The organism is Streptomyces sp. MspMP-M5, assembly GCF_000373585.1.
In the GTDB taxonomy this organism is placed as follows: domain Bacteria; phylum Actinomycetota; class Actinomycetes; order Streptomycetales; family Streptomycetaceae; genus Streptomyces.
This window is the reverse complement of sequence record NZ_KB891880.1, coordinates 70,559-87,740: the sequence shown is the minus strand read 5'-3', so window position 1 is coordinate 87,740 and position 17,182 is coordinate 70,559. Positions and strand designations below refer to the sequence as shown.

The 17,182-nt window shown below is 72.7% G+C and carries 17 protein-coding genes; 13 read left to right on the top strand and 4 right to left on the bottom strand.

Features of this window, described 5'->3' with window-relative positions:
- Positions 1 to 42 precede the first annotated feature (42 nt).
- Entirely contained in the window at positions 43 to 777 is a 735-nt protein-coding gene (locus tag B073_RS0110255; RefSeq protein WP_018538006.1) for an MBL fold metallo-hydrolase, read from the bottom strand.
- A gap of 319 nt (positions 778 to 1,096) precedes the next feature.
- Here B073_RS0110255 and hrcA point away from each other — a divergent pair, with 319 nt between their 5' ends.
- The 4 genes from hrcA (at position 1,097) to B073_RS0110235 (ending at position 5,178) form a co-directional block, all read left to right on the top strand.
- Positions 1,097 to 2,113 (top strand): heat-inducible transcriptional repressor HrcA, encoded by a 1,017-nt coding sequence (gene hrcA / locus B073_RS0110250; RefSeq protein WP_018538005.1) that lies wholly within the window; start codon positions 1,097 to 1,099, stop codon positions 2,111 to 2,113.
- Positions 2,114 to 3,250 carry a molecular chaperone DnaJ gene (gene dnaJ, locus B073_RS0110245; protein ID WP_018538004.1) on the top strand — a complete coding sequence of 379 codons (1,137 nt, stop codon included), beginning with the start codon at positions 2,114 to 2,116 and terminating at the stop codon, positions 3,248 to 3,250.
- An 87-nt stretch (positions 3,251 to 3,337) separates the two neighbouring features.
- Positions 3,338 to 4,438 (top strand): nitronate monooxygenase, encoded by a 1,101-nt coding sequence (locus B073_RS0110240; RefSeq protein WP_018538003.1) that lies wholly within the window; start codon positions 3,338 to 3,340, stop codon positions 4,436 to 4,438.
- Entirely contained in the window at positions 4,435 to 5,178 is a 744-nt protein-coding gene (locus B073_RS0110235) for a 16S rRNA (uracil(1498)-N(3))-methyltransferase (RefSeq protein ID WP_018538002.1), read from the top strand. Before B073_RS0110240 ends, B073_RS0110235 begins: the two co-directional genes overlap by 4 nt.
- 353 nt (positions 5,179 to 5,531) lie before the next feature.
- Here B073_RS0110235 and B073_RS0110230 read toward each other — a convergent pair whose 3' ends face one another.
- On the bottom strand, positions 5,532 to 5,963 hold the full coding sequence (locus B073_RS0110230) for an OsmC family protein (RefSeq protein ID WP_018538001.1): 432 nt from the start codon (positions 5,961 to 5,963) through the stop codon (positions 5,532 to 5,534).
- 196 nt (positions 5,964 to 6,159) lie between these two features.
- On the opposite strand from B073_RS0110230, the gene B073_RS0110225 reads away from it, so the two are divergent.
- Complete coding sequence (locus B073_RS0110225) at positions 6,160 to 6,519, top strand: histidine triad nucleotide-binding protein (RefSeq protein ID WP_018538000.1); 360 nt, start codon at positions 6,160 to 6,162, stop codon at positions 6,517 to 6,519.
- Between the two features lie 6 nt (positions 6,520 to 6,525).
- Complete coding sequence (locus B073_RS0110220; protein ID WP_018537999.1) at positions 6,526 to 7,431, top strand: ribonuclease Z; 906 nt, start codon at positions 6,526 to 6,528, stop codon at positions 7,429 to 7,431.
- 47 nt (positions 7,432 to 7,478) lie between these two features.
- Here the strand turns inward: B073_RS0110220 and B073_RS0110215 are convergent, their stop codons facing one another.
- The gene (locus B073_RS0110215) at positions 7,479 to 8,273 is read right to left on the bottom strand and encodes an HAD family acid phosphatase (protein ID WP_018537998.1); all 795 of its coding nucleotides are present in this window, start codon (positions 8,271 to 8,273) and stop codon (positions 7,479 to 7,481) included.
- A gap of 335 nt (positions 8,274 to 8,608) precedes the next feature.
- Between B073_RS0110215 and B073_RS0110210 the strand changes: the two genes are divergently transcribed.
- Both B073_RS0110210 and B073_RS0110205 read left to right on the top strand, forming a co-directional pair.
- Positions 8,609 to 9,694, top strand: a complete 1,086-nt coding sequence (locus B073_RS0110210) for an S-(hydroxymethyl)mycothiol dehydrogenase (RefSeq protein WP_018537997.1) — start codon at positions 8,609 to 8,611, stop codon at positions 9,692 to 9,694.
- Entirely contained in the window at positions 9,694 to 10,323 is a 630-nt protein-coding gene (locus B073_RS0110205; RefSeq protein WP_018537996.1) for an MBL fold metallo-hydrolase, read from the top strand. Before B073_RS0110210 ends, B073_RS0110205 begins: the two co-directional genes overlap by 1 nt.
- 152 nt (positions 10,324 to 10,475) lie before the next feature.
- Here the strand turns inward: B073_RS0110205 and B073_RS0110200 are convergent, their stop codons facing one another.
- The gene (locus B073_RS0110200; protein WP_018537995.1) at positions 10,476 to 11,816 is read right to left on the bottom strand and encodes a 6-phospho-beta-glucosidase; all 1,341 of its coding nucleotides are present in this window, start codon (positions 11,814 to 11,816) and stop codon (positions 10,476 to 10,478) included.
- Positions 11,817 to 11,883: 67 nt separating this feature from the next.
- On the opposite strand from B073_RS0110200, the gene B073_RS0110195 reads away from it, so the two are divergent.
- The 5 genes from B073_RS0110195 (at position 11,884) to B073_RS0110175 (ending at position 17,119) form a co-directional block, all read left to right on the top strand.
- Complete coding sequence (locus B073_RS0110195; protein WP_018537994.1) at positions 11,884 to 13,077, top strand: carbohydrate kinase family protein; 1,194 nt, start codon at positions 11,884 to 11,886, stop codon at positions 13,075 to 13,077.
- A gap of 165 nt (positions 13,078 to 13,242) precedes the next feature.
- The gene (locus B073_RS0110190) at positions 13,243 to 14,247 is read left to right on the top strand and encodes a PhoH family protein (RefSeq protein WP_018537993.1); all 1,005 of its coding nucleotides are present in this window, start codon (positions 13,243 to 13,245) and stop codon (positions 14,245 to 14,247) included.
- 40 nt (positions 14,248 to 14,287) lie between these two features.
- A complete protein-coding gene (gene ybeY, locus B073_RS0110185) occupies positions 14,288 to 14,785 on the top strand; it encodes an rRNA maturation RNase YbeY (protein ID WP_018537992.1) in 498 nt (165 codons plus the stop codon).
- A gap of 11 nt (positions 14,786 to 14,796) precedes the next feature.
- Positions 14,797 to 16,116: a hemolysin family protein gene (locus B073_RS0110180; RefSeq protein ID WP_018537991.1), complete on the top strand. Its 1,320-nt coding sequence runs from the start codon at positions 14,797 to 14,799 to the stop codon at positions 16,114 to 16,116.
- A gap of 640 nt (positions 16,117 to 16,756) precedes the next feature.
- Positions 16,757 to 17,119 carry a hypothetical protein gene (locus B073_RS0110175; RefSeq protein ID WP_037811393.1) on the top strand — a complete coding sequence of 121 codons (363 nt, stop codon included), beginning with the start codon at positions 16,757 to 16,759 and terminating at the stop codon, positions 17,117 to 17,119.
- Positions 17,120 to 17,182: the final 63 nt, after the last annotated feature.

Sequence of the window (17,182 nt, the reverse complement as noted above, 5' to 3'; positions counted from 1 at the left end):
GGGGCGCGGGGGCGAGCCGTCAGCGGCTCAACGTGCGCCGCTTCAGGGGGAGTCGGTGCCCGGACGGGCGGCCAGGGCGTCGCGCTGGGCGCGGACGAAGCCGGCGTCGACCACCGCGCCGTGGCCCGGCACGTACACCGCGTCCTCGCCGCCCAGAGCCAGCAGCCGGTCCAGCGCGGCGGGCCACCGCCCGGGCAGCGCGTCCGGGCCCGCCTGGGGCTCGCCGGACTCCTCGACCAGGTCGCCGCAGAAGACGACCGCCCGTTCACCGGCCCGGCCCGGCACCAGGACGGCCAGGTCGTGCGGGGTGTGACCGGGCCCCACGTCGGCCAGCAGCACCTCCCGGTCCCCGAGGCCGACCGTCCGCCGCCCGTGCACCTCGTGATGCGGGACGACCAGCAGGTCAGCGGCCTCCGCCGCGGCATCCGGGTCCACGCCGTGCCGGACCGCGTCGTCCCGCAGCGCCTCCTTGCCGTGCCGCAGCAGCTCGCCCACCCCGGCCGCGCCGAACACCTCCACCCCGGCGAAGGCCGCGGTGCCCAGAACGTGGTCGAAGTGCGGGTGGGTGAGCGCGACATGCGTCACACCGCGGCCGAGCACCGCGCGCACCGTCCGGCGCAGCTCAGCCCCGGCACCGAGGGTCGCGCCGGTGTCGACGATCAGCACCCCGTCCGAACCGGCGACCACGCCGATCGTCTCGTCCCAGCCCGGCATCCGGCGCCGGACCACCCCCTCGCCGAGCCGCTCCCAGCCCGCCTCTTCCCATGTGGTGCGCATACCGAGACGCTAGCGCCCCCGCGATAGCGTTGCCCGGCACACCGCGGAAGCGGCTCGACGCCGGTCCGCGACGGGCACCGCCCGGAACCCGTAGGGGACCGCGGCGGCGTCGGACCGGGGATCGCCCGGGGTCCGCTCCGGGCCGTCTCGGGGGCGGCCCGCGGGTCGGATTCCGCGGGGGTGGGTAAGCCCTGAGTACGCCCGCCCTTGCCGCATCCGCGCTACCCGGCCGTACACTGGCCCAGGGTCTGGCACTCGGCCCATGTGAGTGCCAGGAGTGACGGAACGACACGGCGGACGGCCGACTGGAGGTGGCGAGATGCTCAGTGAACGCAGGCTCGAAGTGCTGCGCGCCATCGTCCAGGACTATGTCGGGACGGAGGAGCCGGTCGGCTCCAAGGCGCTCACCGAGCGCCACAAGCTGGGCGTCTCCCCGGCCACCGTCCGCAACGACATGGCGGCCCTGGAGGACGAGGGCTTCATCGCCCAGCCGCACACCAGCGCCGGCCGCATCCCCACCGACAAGGGCTACCGCCTCTTCGTCGACCGGCTCGCCGGCGTCAAGCCGCTGTCCGTCCCCGAGCGCCGCGCGATCCAGAACTTCCTCGACGGTGCCGTCGACCTGGACGACGTGGTGGGCCGCACGGTGCGCCTGCTGGCGCAGCTGACCCGCCAGGTGGCCGTGGTGCAGTACCCGTCCCTGACCCGGTCCACGGTGCGGCACGTCGAACTGCTGGCCCTGGCCCCGGCCCGGCTGATGCTGGTGCTGATCACCGACACCGGCCGCGTCGAGCAGCGGCTCATCGACTGCCAGACGCCGTTCGGCGAGACGTCCCTGGCGGACCTGCGCGCCCGGCTCAACAGCCGGATCGTCGGCCGCCGTTTCACGGACGTCCCGCAGCTGGTGCAGGATCTCCCGGAATCCTTCGAACAGGACGACCGGGCCACCGTCTCGACAGTACTGTCGGTACTGCTGGAGACTCTGGTGGAGGAGACCGAAGAGCGGCTCATGATCGGCGGCACCGCCAATCTGACGCGCTTCGGGCATGATTTCCCCCTGACCATCCGGCCCGTGCTGGAGGCCCTTGAGGAGCATGTGGTGCTGCTCAAGCTGCTGGGGGAGGCCAAGGACTCGGGCATGACCGTACGGATCGGGCATGAGAATGCTCACGAGGGCCTGACGTCCACCTCGGTCGTCACCGTCGGATACGGTTCGGGCGACGAGGCCGTCGCGAAAATGGGCGTGGTCGGACCGACCCGCATGGACTACCCCGGAACGATGGGAGCGGTACGCGCAGTGGCACGTTACGTCGGACAAATCCTCGCGGAGTCGTAAGTGGCCACGGATTACTACTCGGTCCTCGGCATCAGCCGTGACGCCTCGCAGGACCAGATCAAGAAGGCGTTCCGCCGGCTGGCGCGCGAGCTGCACCCGGACGTGAACCCGGATCCCAAGACCCAGGAGCGGTTCAAGGAGATCAACGCCGCCTACGAGGTCCTGTCGGACCCGCAGAAGAAGCAGGTCTACGACCTCGGCGGCGACCCGCTCTCGCAGGCCGGCGGCGCCGGTGGCGCGGGCGGCTTCGGCGCCGGCTTCGGGAACTTCTCCGACATCATGGACGCCTTCTTCGGCACGGCCTCGCAGCGCGGCCCGCGCTCGCGCACCCGCCGTGGCCAGGACGCCATGATCCGGCTCGACGTCGAGCTCAGCGAGTCCGCGTTCGGCACCACCAAGGACATCCAGGTCGACACCGCCGTCGTCTGCACCACCTGCAGCGGCGAGGGCGCGGCGCCGGGCACCTCGGCGCAGACCTGTGACATGTGCCGCGGCCGCGGCGAGGTCTCGCAGGTCACCCGCTCTTTCCTGGGCCAGGTCATGACCTCCCGGCCCTGCCCCCAGTGCCAGGGCTTCGGCACGGTCGTCCCGACGCCGTGCCCCGAGTGCGCCGGCGACGGCCGGGTCCGCTCCCGCCGCACCCTCACCGTCAAGATCCCGGCCGGTGTCGACAACGGCACCCGGATCCAGCTGGCCGGCGAGGGCGAGGTGGGCCCCGGCGGCGGTCCCGCCGGCGACCTCTACGTCGAGATCCACGAGCTGCCCCACCCGGTGTTCCAGCGGCGCGGCGACGATCTGCACTGCACGGTCACCATCCCGATGACGGCGGCGGCGCTGGGCACCAAGTGCCCGCTGGAGACGCTGGACGGAGTGGAGGAGATCGACGTCCGGCCCGGCACCCAGTCCGGCCAGTCGATCCCGCTGCACGGCCGCGGCGTGACCCACCTGCGCGGCAACGGCCGGGGCGACCTCATCGTCCACGTCGAGGTGCAGACCCCCGGCAAGCTCGACCCCGAGCAGGAGGAGCTGCTGCGCCGCCTCGCCAAGCTGCGCGGCGAGGAGCGCCCCCAGGGCCAGTTCCAGCCGGGGCAGCAAGGGCTGTTCTCGCGGTTGAAGGACGCGTTCAACGGGCGGTAGGCGCAGCGGCCGCGGGCCGGGGTGTTTCCCGGGCCGCGGCCGCCGCCCCCGTTCGGGCCGGGGCGCCGGTCGTGACACGATGTGGGCATGCCCACCGCGCTCACCGATTTCTGCCGCCACCCCATCGTGCAGGCCCCGATGGCGGGCGGCGGCTCCGGACCCGAGCTGGCCGCGGCCGTCTGCGAGGCCGGCGGCTTCGGCTTCCTGGCCGCCGGCTACAAAACCGCCGACGGCATGTACCAGGAGATCAAGCGGCTGCGCGGGACGACCGGCCGGCCCTTCGGCGTCAACCTCTTCATGCCGCAGCCCGAGCTGACCGACACCTCCGCCGTCGAGGTCTACCGCGAGCAACTCGCCGGCGAGACCGCCTGGTACGAGACCGAGCTCGGCGACATCAACGGCCCCACCGACGACGGCTACGAGGCCAAACTCGCGATCCTCCGCGACGACCCGGTGCCGCTGGTCTCCTTCACCTTCGGCTGCCCCTCGCGGGCGGCCCTCGACGCGTTCGCCAAGGTCGGCACCTACACCGTCGTCACCGTCACCACCGCCGCCGAGGCACAGGCCGCCCAGTGGGCCGGGGCCGACGCGGTCTGCGTGCAGGGCGTGGAGGCGGGCGGCCACCAGGGCACCCACCGGGACGATCCGCACGCCGACGGGACCGGCTCCGGGCTGGGGCTGCTGGCGCTGCTCGCGCAGGTCCGCGAGACGGTGCAGATCCCGGTGATCGCCGCCGGCGGGCTGATGCGCGGTGCGCAGATCGCCGCGGTACTGGCCGCCGGCGCGTCGATGGCGCAGCTGGGCACCGCCTTCCTCGCCACCCCCGAGTCCGGCGCCGACCCGCTGCACAAGCAGGCGCTGACCAACCCCCTCTTCACCCATACCGAGTTGACCCGGGCGTTCTCCGGGCGGCCGGCCCGCGGCCTGGTGAACCGCTTCCTGCGGGAGCACGGCCCGTACGCCCCGGCCGCCTATCCCGCCGTGCACCACCTCACCTCCCCGGTCCGCAAGGCCGCCGCCAAGGCCGGCGACGCCCAGGGGCTGAACCTCTGGGCGGGCCAGGGGCACCGGCTGGCGCGTGAGATGCCGGCCGGGCAGTTGGTGGAGGTGCTGGCGGCCGAACTCCACGCCGCCCGCGCCGCGTTCGGCCAGGGCGGCCCCGGCCATGGCATCGGCGGTGCGGCATGACCGCCCCCGTCTTCCTCGTCGAATCGCTCACCGGCGTACGGGCCGGGGGCACCCTGACCCTGGCCGGACCCGAGGGCCGGCACGCCGTGTCGGTGCGGCGGCTGCGGGTCGGTGAGGAGGTCGTGCTGACGGACGGCGCCGGGACCGGCGCCGAGGGCACCGTCGCCGCCGTCGAGGGCAAGGACCGGCTGACCGTCGCCGTCACCGCGCTGCGCACCGAGGAGCCGCCGACGCCCACCCTCACCGTCGTGCAGGCACTGCCCAAGGGCGACCGCGGCGAACTGGCCGTGGAGACCATGACGGAGACCGGGGTGGACGCCATCGTGCCGTGGTCCGCGGCCCGTTGCGTCACCCAGTGGAAGGGCGAGCGGGCCGCCAAGTCGCTGGCGAAGTGGCGTGCCACCGCCCGTGAGGCGGGCAAGCAGTCCCGCCGGCTGACCTTTCCGCGCGTCGCCGATCCGCTGACGACCAAACAGGTCGCCGCGCTGCTCGCGGACGCCGACTTCGCGGCCGTCCTCCACGAGGAGGGCAGTACGCCGCTCGCGACCGCCGAACTTCCCGCCGAGGGTTCGATCGTGCTGGTCGTCGGCCCCGAGGGCGGGGTGTCGCCGGAGGAGCTGACGCTCTTCGCGGAGGCGGGTGCGAAGCCGTATCGGCTGGGGGCGTCTGTGTTGCGGACGTCCACGGCGGGGACGGCGGCTACGGCGTTGCTGTTGGGGCGCACGGGGCGGTGGGGCTAGGCCCCGGCGGGCCTCCCACGTTGTCGGCTCCCCCGCCGTAGGGGTTCGCCATTTTGCGCCTGGCGGCGCGGTGCCGCTGCGCGGGCCTTGTCGTACGTTGCCGGGTTCCCCGCCGTGGCGCCTGGCGGCGGGCGTTGTCCGCTGCGCGGGGCTGTTGGGTGCGGTGACGGGCCTGCGGGGGTGGTGTGCCGGACTGCTTCGCTTTACGTCCGGCACACCACCCCCTCCGGCCCGTCCCCTCCCGTTGGGGGTCATGAAGACGGTGGGTGGGGGCTGGGCCGAGTGGTCCTCTGACGGGCAACGGTCAGGTCAGGAGCCTGTGTTGGGCTGGTGGCGTCCCGTCAGGAGAGGGGTCAGGAGAGGAGTTCGGCCTGGAGGGTGATGTTCTTGACGCCCGCGAGGGCCTGGCTGACCGGGCAGTTCTTCTTGGCGTCCTCGGCCGCGGCCTGGAAGTCCGGCTCGGAGAGGCCGGGGACGCGGGCCTTGACGGTCAGGACGATGCCGGTGATGCCCTCGCCGGGCTGGAACGTGACGTCGGCCCGGGTGTCGAGGCTCTCGACGGTGTGGCCCTTGCCGGCCAGGCCGTGCGAGAAGGCCATCGAGTAGCAGGAGGAGTGGGCCGCCGCGATCAGCTCCTCGGGGCTGGTGACGCCGTTCGGCTGCTCCGCGCGGGCGGGCCAGTTCACGTCGTAGGTGCCGACCTTGGAGGACTCCAGGGCGACGGTGCCCTTGCCCTGGAGGAGGTTGCCCTCCCAGTGGGTCGTGGCGGTGCGCGTGGTTGCCATGGTGCATAACTCCCGTTTGTGGGGCCGATGCGGTCTGAGAGATCAGCTTAGGGTCTGCCGGGCCGCGATCCGGGCGACCGGCCGCGGGGGCGCCCACGGGCCGCCCCGGGGACCCGCCGGGGTGATCGGCTAGCATCCGGAGGGCGTACGCACGGTGCGTACGGCGCATGCCGCGCGACCCGGGAGGAGTCCACCGGTGGCGGGAGAACCGCAGGCCGACTGCCTGTTCTGCAAGATCGTGGCGGGTGAGGTACCGGCGACGATCGTCCGCGAGACCGAGACCACCGTCGCGTTCCGCGACATCAACCCCCAGGCGCCGACGCACGTCCTGGTGATCCCCAAGGCCCACTACCCGAACGCGGCGGAGCTCGCCGCGGCCGAGCCGAAGGTGATCGCCGACATACTGTGCGAGTCCCGCGAGGTCGCGGCCGCGGAGGAGATCGAGGAGTCCGGCTTCCGAGTCGTCTTCAACACCGGCTCCGGCGCCGGCCAGACCGTCTTCCACGCCCATCTGCACATCCTCGGCGGCCGCGGCCTCCAGTGGCCCCCCGGATAACGAGCCATGTCGGTACGCGAACTGGTCGTCCTCGGGACCGCCAGCCAGGTCCCCACCCGGCACCGCAACCACAACGGCTATCTGCTGCGGTGGGACGGCCAGGGGCTGCTCTTCGACCCCGGTGAGGGCACCCAGCGCCAGATGCTGCGGGCCGGGGTGGCCGCCCACGACATCAACCGGATCTGCATCACCCACTTCCACGGCGACCACTCGCTGGGCCTGGCCGGGGTGATCCAGCGGATCAACCTCGACCGGGTGCCGCATCCGGTGACCGCGCACTACCCGGCCAGCGGCGAGCGGTTCTTCGAGCGGCTGCGGTACGCCACCGCCTACCGCGAGACGGTCCGGATCGCCCAGCGGCCGGTCTCCGCCGACGGTGAACTGGACCGCGCCAAGGGCTACGTCCTCCAGGGACGCCGGCTCTCGCACCCGGTCGAGTCGTACGGCTACCGCCTCACCGAGCCGGACGGCCGGCGGATGCTCCCCGAGCGGCTGGCCGCCCACGGCATCGCCGGACCGGACGTCGGCCGCCTGCAGCGGGCCGGCGAGCTGAACGGCGTCACCCTCGACGACGTCAGCGAGGTGCGGCCCGGCCAGAGCTTCGCCTTCGTCATGGACACCCGGCTGTGCGACGGTGTGTACGCGCTCGCCGAGGGGGTGGACATGCTGGTGATCGAGTCCACCTTCCTCGACGAGGACATCCGACTCGCCGAGGAACACGGGCACTTGACGGCCGGGCAGGCGGCCCGGGTGGCCGCCGGAGCCGGCGTGCGCCACCTGGTGCTCACGCACTTCTCGCAGCGCTACGCCGACCCCGAGGACTTCGCGCGGCAGGCGCGCGCGGCGGGCTTCACCGGCGAACTCACCATCGCCAAGGACCTGCAGCGGGTGCCGCTCCCCAAGAGGCGCTGAACCCCGGGTGGACCCCGGCGCCCTGAGGAGGGCGCCGGGGCCGCCGCTCACGGCAGGTAGTACATCGGGTTCGGCAGCTTGAAGGTGCGGGCCGCGGCGCCGCCCGCCAGGTCGCTGTACTGATCGCCGAAGTTGGCGACGACGCGGTAGCCGAGGGACTCGATGTGCCGGCGGGTGCCGGACTTGAAGTCGGTCGTCGAGCAGGTCGAGCCGCACGGCAGGTAGACGGGCGGGTGCTCCTTGTCGCGCAGGTAGACGTGGGCGCGGTCGAGCGGGACGTCGTAGCCGACGTTCTTGAGGTTGCGCACGCTCCAGTCGCGCTGCGCCTCCTTGCGCCCGGTGAGGAAGAAGACCTCGGCGCCCTTCTTGTGGGCCCAGTTCACCAGGTCGTTCATCCCGAAGACCGCGGCCATGTCCGTGTGCTCCAGGTACTCGTCCTGGGACTTGGGGGTGAAGTTGAAGCCGACCTTCAGCTCGTAGTTGTAGGTCAGCAGGGTGGTGTCGTCCATGTCCAGGACGATGGCCGGCTTGGCCTTCCCGGTGCCCTTCTTGGCGAGCGCGCCGGCCAGGTAGGCGCGCGCCTTGGCCTCTATGCCGCGGACCTGGCGGGCGTAGTTGCTGGTGGGGGAGGCGTAGTGCTCGCCGTCGGCCGTCACCGTGTCGCCGTAGTACGCCTTGATCTTGTCCTCGACCTGGGTGAGGTTGGGGATCTCCTTGTCGGTCCGCGGCACGGAGTGCTCGGCGGTGGCCTGGCCGGCGCCGAACACCGCGGTGCCGGCGACGAGGGCGGCGGCCAGCGCACCGCCCAGACGGACACGGCGGGAGAGGGCGGGACGGGGCATGCGCGGCTCCTTGGGAAAAGCGTGGGGGTGGTCCCGGGTAGATGTAACAGAGGTGGCGCACGGCCCTCTACGCGCGAAGATTAAAGTATTGGCAAAGTGTGGCGTGATGTGGTTGCCCAACTTGACCGTTGTGCGCGGCCCTTGAGGGCGCTTGGGTGTGGCCTTCGGTCTCCGTCCCGATCCGTGGGTGCTGTCCGCAAGGGGGGGCGAACGCCAAGGGGTGGCCGTGGCCGCGGTCCTGCGCGTGGCCGTTTCGTCCCCGTACGGTGTGGCACGACCGGGTGGTGGTGCGCCACAGTGGTCCCCTACGTGATCTTCGAAGAGGGGCGGTACCGATGGCACAGGAAGTGCGCGGCGTCGTGGCGCCGGGGAAGAACGAAGCGGTCCGGCTGGAGACGATCCTGGTGCCCGATCCCGGGCCCGGCGAGGCCGTGGTGAAGGTGCAGGCGTGCGGGGTGTGCCACACCGACCTGCACTACAAGCAGGGCGCGATCAACGACGACTTCCCGTTCCTGCTCGGCCACGAGGCGTCCGGGGTGGTGGAGTCGGTCGGCGAGGGCGTCACCGACGTCGCCCCCGGGGACTTCGTCGTCCTCAACTGGCGCGCGGTGTGCGGCTCCTGCCGGGCGTGCCTGCGCGGCCGGCCCCAGTACTGCTTCGACACCCACAACGCCCGGCAGAAGATGACGCTCAAGGACGGCACGGAGCTGACGCCGGCGCTGGGCATCGGGGCGTTCGCCGACAAGACGCTGGTCGCCGCCGGCCAGTGCACCAAGGTCGACCCGGGCGTCTCGCCGGCCGTCGCGGGGCTGCTGGGCTGCGGGGTGATGGCCGGCCTCGGCGCCGCGATCAACACCGGCGGGGTCGGCCGCGGCGACTCGGTCGCGGTCATCGGCTGCGGCGGCGTCGGCGATGCGGCGGTGGTCGGCGCCCGGCTGGCCGGCGCGGCCAGGATCATCGCCGTCGACATCGACGACCGGAAGCTGGAGCAGGCCCGCGCCATGGGGGCCACCCACACCGTCAACTCCCGTACCACCGACCCCGTCGCGGCCGTCCGCGAGCTGACCGGCGGCTTCGGCGCGGACGTCGTCATCGAGGCGGTCGGCCACCCGGAGACCTACCGGCAGGCGTTCTACGCCCGCGACCTCGCCGGCACCGTCGTCCTGGTGGGCGTGCCCACCCCCGAGATGACCCTGGAACTCCCCCTCCTGGACGTCTTCGGCCGCGGCGGCGCCCTGAAGTCCTCGTGGTACGGCGACTGCCTGCCGTCCCGGGACTTCCCGATGCTGATCGACCTCCACCAGCAGGGCCGGATCGACCTCGGCGCGTTCGTCACCGAGACCATCGGCATCGACGAGGTGGAGCGGGCCTTCGACCGGATGCACGCCGGCGACGTGCTGCGTTCGGTGGTGGTGCTCTGATGACCGCCCGCATCGACCACCTCGTCACCTCGGGGACGTTCTCGCTGGACGGCGGCACCTGGGACGTCGACAACAACGTGTGGATCGTCGGCGACGGGTCGGAGGCCGTGGTCATCGACGCCGCCCACGACGCCGACGCCATCCTCCGGGCCCTCGACGGGCGCACCCTGCGCGCGATCATCTGCACCCACGCGCACAACGACCACATCGACGCGGCACCGGCGCTCGCCGCCCGCACCGGGGCGCGGATCCTGCTGCACCGCGACGACCTGCCGCTGTGGAAGCTGACCCACCCGGACACCGCCCCCGACGGGGACCTGTCGGACGGCCAGGTGCTGACCATCGCCGGTACCGACCTGACGGTGCTGCACACCCCCGGCCACGCGCCCGGCGCGGTCTGTCTGCACGCCCCCGACCTGAACACCGTCTTCACCGGCGACACCCTCTTCCAGGGCGGCCCCGGCGCCACCGGCCGGTCGTTCTCCGACTTCCCGACGATCGTCGACTCGATCCGCGACCGGCTGCTGACCCTGCCGCCGCGGACCGTCGTCCGCACCGGCCACGGCGACCCGACGACCATCGGCGAGGAGGCCCCCCACCTGGCGGAGTGGGTCGCCCGGGGGCACTGAGGGGGCAGCCCGGGCCGCGGTGGGGGGTTCCTTACGGGCCGGGCGAACAGATCCCGTAGGGGGCCGCGGCGCCCCCTGCGGGGCCACAACGTGCCGGGGGCGGTGGGAATTCCCGAGGCGGGCGGCCGCGGCGCGTGCCCCCGGCCCGCCGCCTACGGGCCCTCCGCCGCCCGTTGCAGGATGCGGGCGGCCACCGCCGGGGAGTCCACCAGGGGGTGCAGGGCCAGGGCCCGGAGCGCCGCGTCGCGGTCCTTGAAGAGGGCGGCCGCGACCGTGGCGCGTTCGACGGCCTTGATCTGCAGCATCAGGCCCAACTGGTCCTCGCGCAGCGGTGCACAGGGCAGCGGCCGGGGGCCCTTGGCGGTCACCTCGCACACCGTCTCCACGATGGCGTCCGGCGGCAGCTGCGGCACCGTCGTCCCGTTGCGGACGTTGAGGATCAGCCGGCGGCCGGAGTCGCCGGCGATGGCGTGCATCAGGGCCAGCGCCACCCGGTCGTAGCCGCCGCCCTCCAGGTCGTGGCTGTCCCGCTGCCAGCCGCCGGTCGCCTCCCGGCTGTGCGCCATGTACGTCTCCTCGCGCTCCAGCCGGGTCCGCTCCCACAGGTCGTACACCGCGTCCGGGGAGCCGGCCGCCGCGGCCTGCTCGAAGAAGCCGCCCTGCTGCCGGTCCAGGAACTCCCCGCGGGTCTCCGCGGTGTCCCGTACGGAGTGCAGGGTCTCCCGGCGGAAGTAGTAGTAGTGCAGATACTCGTTGGGGAGGGCGCCGAGGACGCGGAGCCACTCCGGGCCGAAGAGCCGGCCCTCCTCGAAGGAGCCCAGGGCCGGCACATCGTCCAGGAGGCCCGGCAGCACATCGGTGCCGTCGAGGGTCAACGACCGCAGCCAGCCGAGGTGGTTGAGCCCCACGTAGTCGTAGCCGGACCGCGCCGGGTCCTCCAGGACGGCCGGGTCCGCGCCGGCCGCCCGCGCCGCCCGGCGCACCAGCCCCACCGGTGAGTCGCAGATCCCGACGACCCGGTCGCCCAGCACCTCCGCCATCGCCTCGGTCACCATCCCCGCCGGATTGGTGAAGTTGATGACCCAGGCACCCGGGGAGAGCGCCGCGACCCGCTCGGCGATGTGCAGCGCCACCGGGACCGTCCGCAGCCCGTAGAGGACCCCGCCCGCCCCCACCGTCTCCTGGCCCAGCACGCCCTCCGCCAGCGGGATCCGCTCGTCCCGGATGCGGCCCGCGGTACCGCCGACCCGTATGGCGGAGAAGACGAAGTCGGCTCCGGTCAGCGCCGCGTCGAGAGTTCCCGCCACTCGTACGGGTACCGGATCGGTACGGCCCCGTGCCAGCCGGGAGAGCACGTCGGAGATGACCGCGACCCGGCGGGGATCGGTGTCGTAGAGCGTCAGCTCGGAGACGGAGCGTGCCGGGTCGGCCAGCAGTGCGCGGTAGACCAGCGGGACCCGGAAGCCGCCACCACCGAGAATGGAGAGCCTCATGGGGCGGAACGTACCGCAGCATCAGGCACACTTGCGGCACGAGTTGAGTACGAGAGGGGCGAGCGCGGTGAACGCTGGCCGACGCGATGTCCAACCGCCCGCCGGGCCGGTCGCCGCACCGCCGGGCCTCGATCCGCTGGCCGCGCTGCGCCGCGCGGACGATCCGCCCACCGACGTCTACCTCACCGGCACCGTCTTCCTCGACATCATCTTCACCGGCCTGGACTCCGCGCCGGTCCGTGGCACCGAATCCTGGGCCCGCGGTATGGGCTCCAGCCCCGGCGGCGTCGCCAACATGGCCACCGCACTGGCCCGGCTCGGCCTGCGCACCTCCCTGGCCGCCGCGTTCGGCGACGACATGTACGGCGAGTACTGCTGGGAGGCGCTGGAACAGGGCGAGGGCATCGACCTGGCGCTCTCGCGCCGGATTCCGGGCTGGCACTCCCCGGTGACCGTCTCGATGGCCTACGAGGGCGAGCGCACCATGGTCTCGCACGGCCACGAGGCACCGCCGCCGGAGGATGCCTTCGACGGCGGGCACGCCCCCGGCTGCCCGCCGCCGACCCGGGCCTGCGTCGCCTCGCTCGTCCCCGGCCGCCGGGAGGGCTGGCTGGGCTGTGCGGCCGGCCGCGGCAGCCGGATCTTCGCCGACGTCGGCTGGGACGACACCGGCCGCTGGGACCCGTCCGACCTCGCCGACCTGGAGCACTGCGAGGCGTTCCTGCCCAACGCCGAGGAGGCGATGCGCTACACCCGCACCGAGTGCCCGCGCGCCGCCGCCCGCAAGCTCGCCGACCTGGTCCCGCTCGCCGTCGTCACGCTCGGCGCGCAGGGCGCCTACGCGGTGGACGGCCGCACCGGCGAGTGCGCCGAGGTGCCCGCCATCGCGGTGGAGGCGCTGGACCCGACCGGCGCCGGGGACGTCTTCGTCGCCGGCTTCGTCACCGGCACCCTCGCCGGCTGGCCGCTGGCCGACCGACTGGCCTTCGCCGGGCTGAGCGCCGCCCTGTCGGTGCAGGAGTTCGGCGGTTCGCTCTCCGCCCCCGGATGGGCGGAGATCGCCGCCTGGTGGAGCAGGGTCCGGGCCTGCGCCTCCGAGGCGGCCGCCGGGCTGGCCCGCCAGTACGCCTTCCTGGAGGCCGTGCTGCCCGAGCCGGGCGTGAGCCTCGGTGCCACGGGGGCGGCGGACCGCGCGCGGCCGGCCGGGCCCGCGCCACTGGCCCGCGCGGTCCCCACGATCGGCTTCCGCCGCCCGGCCTGAACGCCCCGGCCCGCGGTGCCCCCGCGGCCGCCCCGGAAAAGCCGACCGGCTTGTCAGTCCCCCGTCGTACTCTGGTAGCGCAAGGAGCCAGTGCGGGCACCGCTGCCGCGGTCCGCACCTGTGATGAGCAAAGGATGGGGGTTGAGCAGGCCACCCGGCCCACCCATGACGCAGACACCCACACGAGCGCAGGCGAGCGCCCAGTTCACGGTCCCGGCCAAGCACCCGATGGTGACGGTCCTGGGGTCCGGCGACTCGCTCCTGCGTGTGATCGAGGACGCCTTCCCCGCCACCGACATCCACGTCCGGGGCAACGAGGTCAGCGCGGTCGGCGACGCCCGGGAAGTCGCCCTGGTCCAGCGCCTGTTCGACGAGATGATGCTGGTGCTCCGCACCGGACAACCGATGACGGAGGACGCAGTGGAACGCTCCATCGCCATGCTGCGCGCGGCGGAGAACGGCGAGGGAGCGGCGGGCGAGACCCCCGCCGAGGTGCTCACCCAGAACATCCTCTCCAACCGCGGCCGCACCATCCGCCCCAAGACCCTCAACCAGAAGCGCTATGTCGACGCCATCGACCAGCACACCGTCGTCTTCGGGATCGGACCGGCCGGCACCGGCAAGACCTACCTCGCCATGGCCAAGGCCGTCCAGGCCCTCCAGGCCAAGCAGGTCAACCGCATCATCCTGACCCGCCCCGCGGTCGAGGCCGGCGAGCGCCTGGGCTTCCTGCCCGGCACCCTCTACGAGAAGATCGACCCGTATCTGCGCCCGCTCTACGACGCGCTGCACGACATGCTCGACCCCGACTCCATCCCCCGCCTGATGGCGGCGGGCACGATCGAGGTCGCACCGCTGGCGTACATGCGCGGCCGGACGCTCAACGACGCCTTCATCATTCTCGACGAGGCACAGAACACCAACCCCGAGCAGATGAAGATGTTCCTCACCCGGCTCGGCTTCGACTCGAAGATAGTCATCACCGGCGACGTCACCCAGATCGATCTGCCCGGCGGCACCAAGAGCGGTCTGCGCCAGGTCCGGGAGATCCTGACCGGCGTCGACGATGTGCACTTCGCCGAGCTGACCAGCAGGGACGTGGTCCGGCACAAGCTCGTCGGCCGTATTGTCGACGCCTACGAGAAGTACGACAGCCGCAACGGCCAGTAGCCCGCGCCGCACGACCAAGAAGCGAGACCTGACCTTTCCCATGTCGATCGACGTCAACAACGAGTCCGGTACGGACATCGACGAGCAGGCGATCCTGGACGTCGCCCGCTATGCCCTGGCCCGGATGCGGATCCACCCGCTCTCCGAGCTGTCCGTCATCGTCGTGGACGCCGAGGCCATGGAGCAGCTCCACCTCCAGTGGATGGACCTCCCCGGCCCGACGGACGTCATGTCCTTCCCGATGGACGAGTTGCGGCCGCCGTCCAAGGACGAGGAGGAGCCCCCGCAGGGACTCCTCGGTGACATCGTGCTGTGCCCCGAGGTCGCCGCACAGCAGGGCGCGGCGGCCCCCACGGCGCACAGCATGGACGAGGAGCTCCAGCTGCTCACCGTCCACGGCGTGCTGCACCTGCTCGGCTACGACCACGAGGAGCCGGACGAGAAGGCCGAGATGTTCGGCCTGCAGGCCGCGATCGTCGACGGCTGGCGGGCCGAGCGCGGCATGACGGGCCCCTCGCCGGCCCCGACCGTGACCTGACGGGACGCGCGATGACCACCCTGATCGCCGTCGCGGTACTGCTCGTCGTGATCGCCTGGCTCGCCGCCTGCGCGGAGGCCGGACTGACCCGCACGACGAGCTTCCGCGCCGAGGAGGCGGTCCGCTCCGGCCGCCGCGGCAGCGCCAAGCTCGCCGCGGTGGCCGCCGACCCCACCCGCTACCTCAACGTCGCCCTGCTGGTGCGGGTCGGCTGCGAGATGGCCGCCGGTGCCCTGGTCACCTACGCCTGCCTGCGGTCCTTCGAGGAGACCTGGCAGGCGCTGACCGTCGCCATCGCGGTGATGGTGCTGGTGTCCTACGTCGCCGTGGGCGTCTCCCCGCGCACCATCGGCCGCCAGCACCCGCTCAACACCGCCACCGCGGCGGCCTACGTCCTGCTGCCGCTGGCCCGGGTGATGGGCCCGGTGCCGCAGCTGCTGATCCTGCTCGGCAACGCCCTCACCCCCGGCAAGGGCTTCCGCAAGGGCCCGTTCGCCTCCGAGGCGGAGCTGCGGTCCCTGGTGGACCTCGCCGAGAAGGAGTCGCTGATCGAGGACGAGGAGCGCCGGATGGTGCACTCGGTCTTCCAGCTCGGCGACACCCTCGTCCGCGAGGTGATGGTGCCGCGCACGGACCTGATCTCCGTGGAGCGCTTCAAGACCATCCGGCAGGCGCTGACCCTCGCCCTGCGCTCCGGTTTCTCCCGAATCCCGGTGACGGGGGAGAACGAGGACGACATCGTCGGCGTGGTCTACCTCAAGGACCTCGCCCGCAAGGTGCACATCAGCCGGGACGCGGAGAGCGAGCTGGTCTCCACGGCGATGCGCCCGGCGGTGTTCGTGCCTGACACCAAGAACGCCGGTGATCTGCTGCGCGAGATGCAGCGGGACCGCAACCACGTCGCGGTGGTGATCGACGAATACGGCGGCACCGCCGGCATCGTCACCATCGAGGACATCCTTGAGGAGATCGTCGGCGAGATCACCGACGAGTACGACCGGGAACTGCCGCCCGTGGAAGACCTGGGCGCCGGCCGCTACCGCGTCACCGCCCGGCTGGACATCGGCGCGCTGGGCGAGCTGTACGGCCTGGCGGAGCTGGACGACGAGGACGTGGAGACGGTCGGCGGGCTGCTCGCCAAGCAGCTGGGCCGGGTCCCGATCGCCGGCGCGACCGCCGAGATCGACCTCTCCGACGACGCCTCGGACCCGGACCTGAAGGCGCTGCGGCTGATCGCCGAGTCGCCGGCCGGCCGCCGCAACAAGATCGTCACGGTGCTCTGCGAACCGGTTCGCGCGGCGGACGCGGAGGGTGACGGCGCCCGCGGCTGACCGCCGGACCACCGGCCCGCACCACCCGCAATTCCGGGCATTCGCCCCCACTCCACTCCTGATCTCCAGTACAGCGGAAATATCCTCAAGGCCATTTCCGGCAGCCCTGGATTCCCTCACCAATTCCATGGAAAGATCTTCGAGTCGGCGCCGGAAAGGCGTCGGCACTGTGCGGCAGAGGGAAGCTGAAGAAAATGCGGGAAAGAAATGCGGCGCTGGTCTCCACCGCCGCGACGGCGCTCCGGGCGGCCCGCCCGGCCGGCAGTGACGCCCCCGCCGCCCGACGGCCCTACTGACACCGCAGAGGCCCGAAGAGCCTCGCAGAGGCTCGAAGAGGCCCGCCGCACACGGCACAGGAAAACTCAGGAAAGACCTTAGGGAAATTCTCCGCAGAATTCGCAATGGCGTCCGGCCAGGCCGGCCCGGCCGGACGCCATCGCGAACACGGGCACCGGGTGGGGGTGCCGGTCCACCGACCGAGGTGACCGGCGACCCGGTGACCCGGAAACGACGTTGGCTGGAGAGCCGGGTGCCCCGGCACAGGGGAGCGGGGCAACCGGACTCTTCAGCCATCGTGCGTTTTTCGCGCCCTGCCCCCGTAGGCCACGGCCCGGGCCAGCCCCCGCATATGCTCGCCCGTATGACCGAAGTCGCACCGCTGGACCCCGAAGACCGCAAGATCATCACGCTCGCGCGCTCGGCGCGGGCCCGTAACGGCGTCCCCGAGGGCGCCGCCGTCCGCGACGAGACCGGCCGCACCTACGTCGCCGGCACCGTCGCCCTCGACTCCCTGAAGCTCACCGCGCTGCAGACCGCCGTCGCGATGGCCGTCGCCAGCGGCGCCACGTCCCTGGAGGCCGCGGCCGTGGTCACCGACGCCGAACAGGCCGCCGATGCCGACCGCGCGGCCGTCCGCGACCTGGGCGGCCCCGACACCCCCGTCCTGGTCGCCGCCCCCGACGGCACCCTGCGCGGCACCGTCCCGGCGGGCCCCGCGGCCTGACCTCCGGGGCGGGGCGCCGCACCACCGTGCGCCCCGCCCCGCGACGGCAGAAGCGGCCGGATG

What these genes read in the sequence shown, in the direction of transcription:
- B073_RS0110255 (WP_018538006.1), bottom strand. Translation starts at nt 777, where the DNA reads ATGCGCACCACATGGGAAGAGGCGGGCTGGGAGCGGCTCGGCGAGGGG.
- hrcA (WP_018538005.1), top strand. Translation starts at nt 1,097, where the DNA reads ATGCTCAGTGAACGCAGGCTCGAAGTGCTGCGCGCCATCGTCCAGGAC.
- B073_RS0110240 (WP_018538003.1), top strand. Translation starts at nt 3,338, where the DNA reads ATGCCCACCGCGCTCACCGATTTCTGCCGCCACCCCATCGTGCAGGCC.
- B073_RS0110235 (WP_018538002.1), top strand. Translation starts at nt 4,435, where the DNA reads ATGACCGCCCCCGTCTTCCTCGTCGAATCGCTCACCGGCGTACGGGCC.
- B073_RS0110230 (WP_018538001.1), bottom strand. Translation starts at nt 5,963, where the DNA reads ATGGCAACCACGCGCACCGCCACGACCCACTGGGAGGGCAACCTCCTC.
- B073_RS0110220 (WP_018537999.1), top strand. Translation starts at nt 6,526, where the DNA reads ATGTCGGTACGCGAACTGGTCGTCCTCGGGACCGCCAGCCAGGTCCCC.
- B073_RS0110215 (WP_018537998.1), bottom strand. Translation starts at nt 8,273, where the DNA reads ATGCCCCGTCCCGCCCTCTCCCGCCGTGTCCGTCTGGGCGGTGCGCTG.
- B073_RS0110210 (WP_018537997.1), top strand. Translation starts at nt 8,609, where the DNA reads ATGGCACAGGAAGTGCGCGGCGTCGTGGCGCCGGGGAAGAACGAAGCG.
- B073_RS0110205 (WP_018537996.1), top strand. Translation starts at nt 9,694, where the DNA reads ATGACCGCCCGCATCGACCACCTCGTCACCTCGGGGACGTTCTCGCTG.
- B073_RS0110200 (WP_018537995.1), bottom strand. Translation starts at nt 11,816, where the DNA reads ATGAGGCTCTCCATTCTCGGTGGTGGCGGCTTCCGGGTCCCGCTGGTC.
- B073_RS0110190 (WP_018537993.1), top strand. Translation starts at nt 13,243, where the DNA reads ATGACGCAGACACCCACACGAGCGCAGGCGAGCGCCCAGTTCACGGTC.
- ybeY (WP_018537992.1), top strand. Translation starts at nt 14,288, where the DNA reads ATGTCGATCGACGTCAACAACGAGTCCGGTACGGACATCGACGAGCAG.
- B073_RS0110180 (WP_018537991.1), top strand. Translation starts at nt 14,797, where the DNA reads ATGACCACCCTGATCGCCGTCGCGGTACTGCTCGTCGTGATCGCCTGG.
- B073_RS0110175 (WP_037811393.1), top strand. Translation starts at nt 16,757, where the DNA reads ATGACCGAAGTCGCACCGCTGGACCCCGAAGACCGCAAGATCATCACG.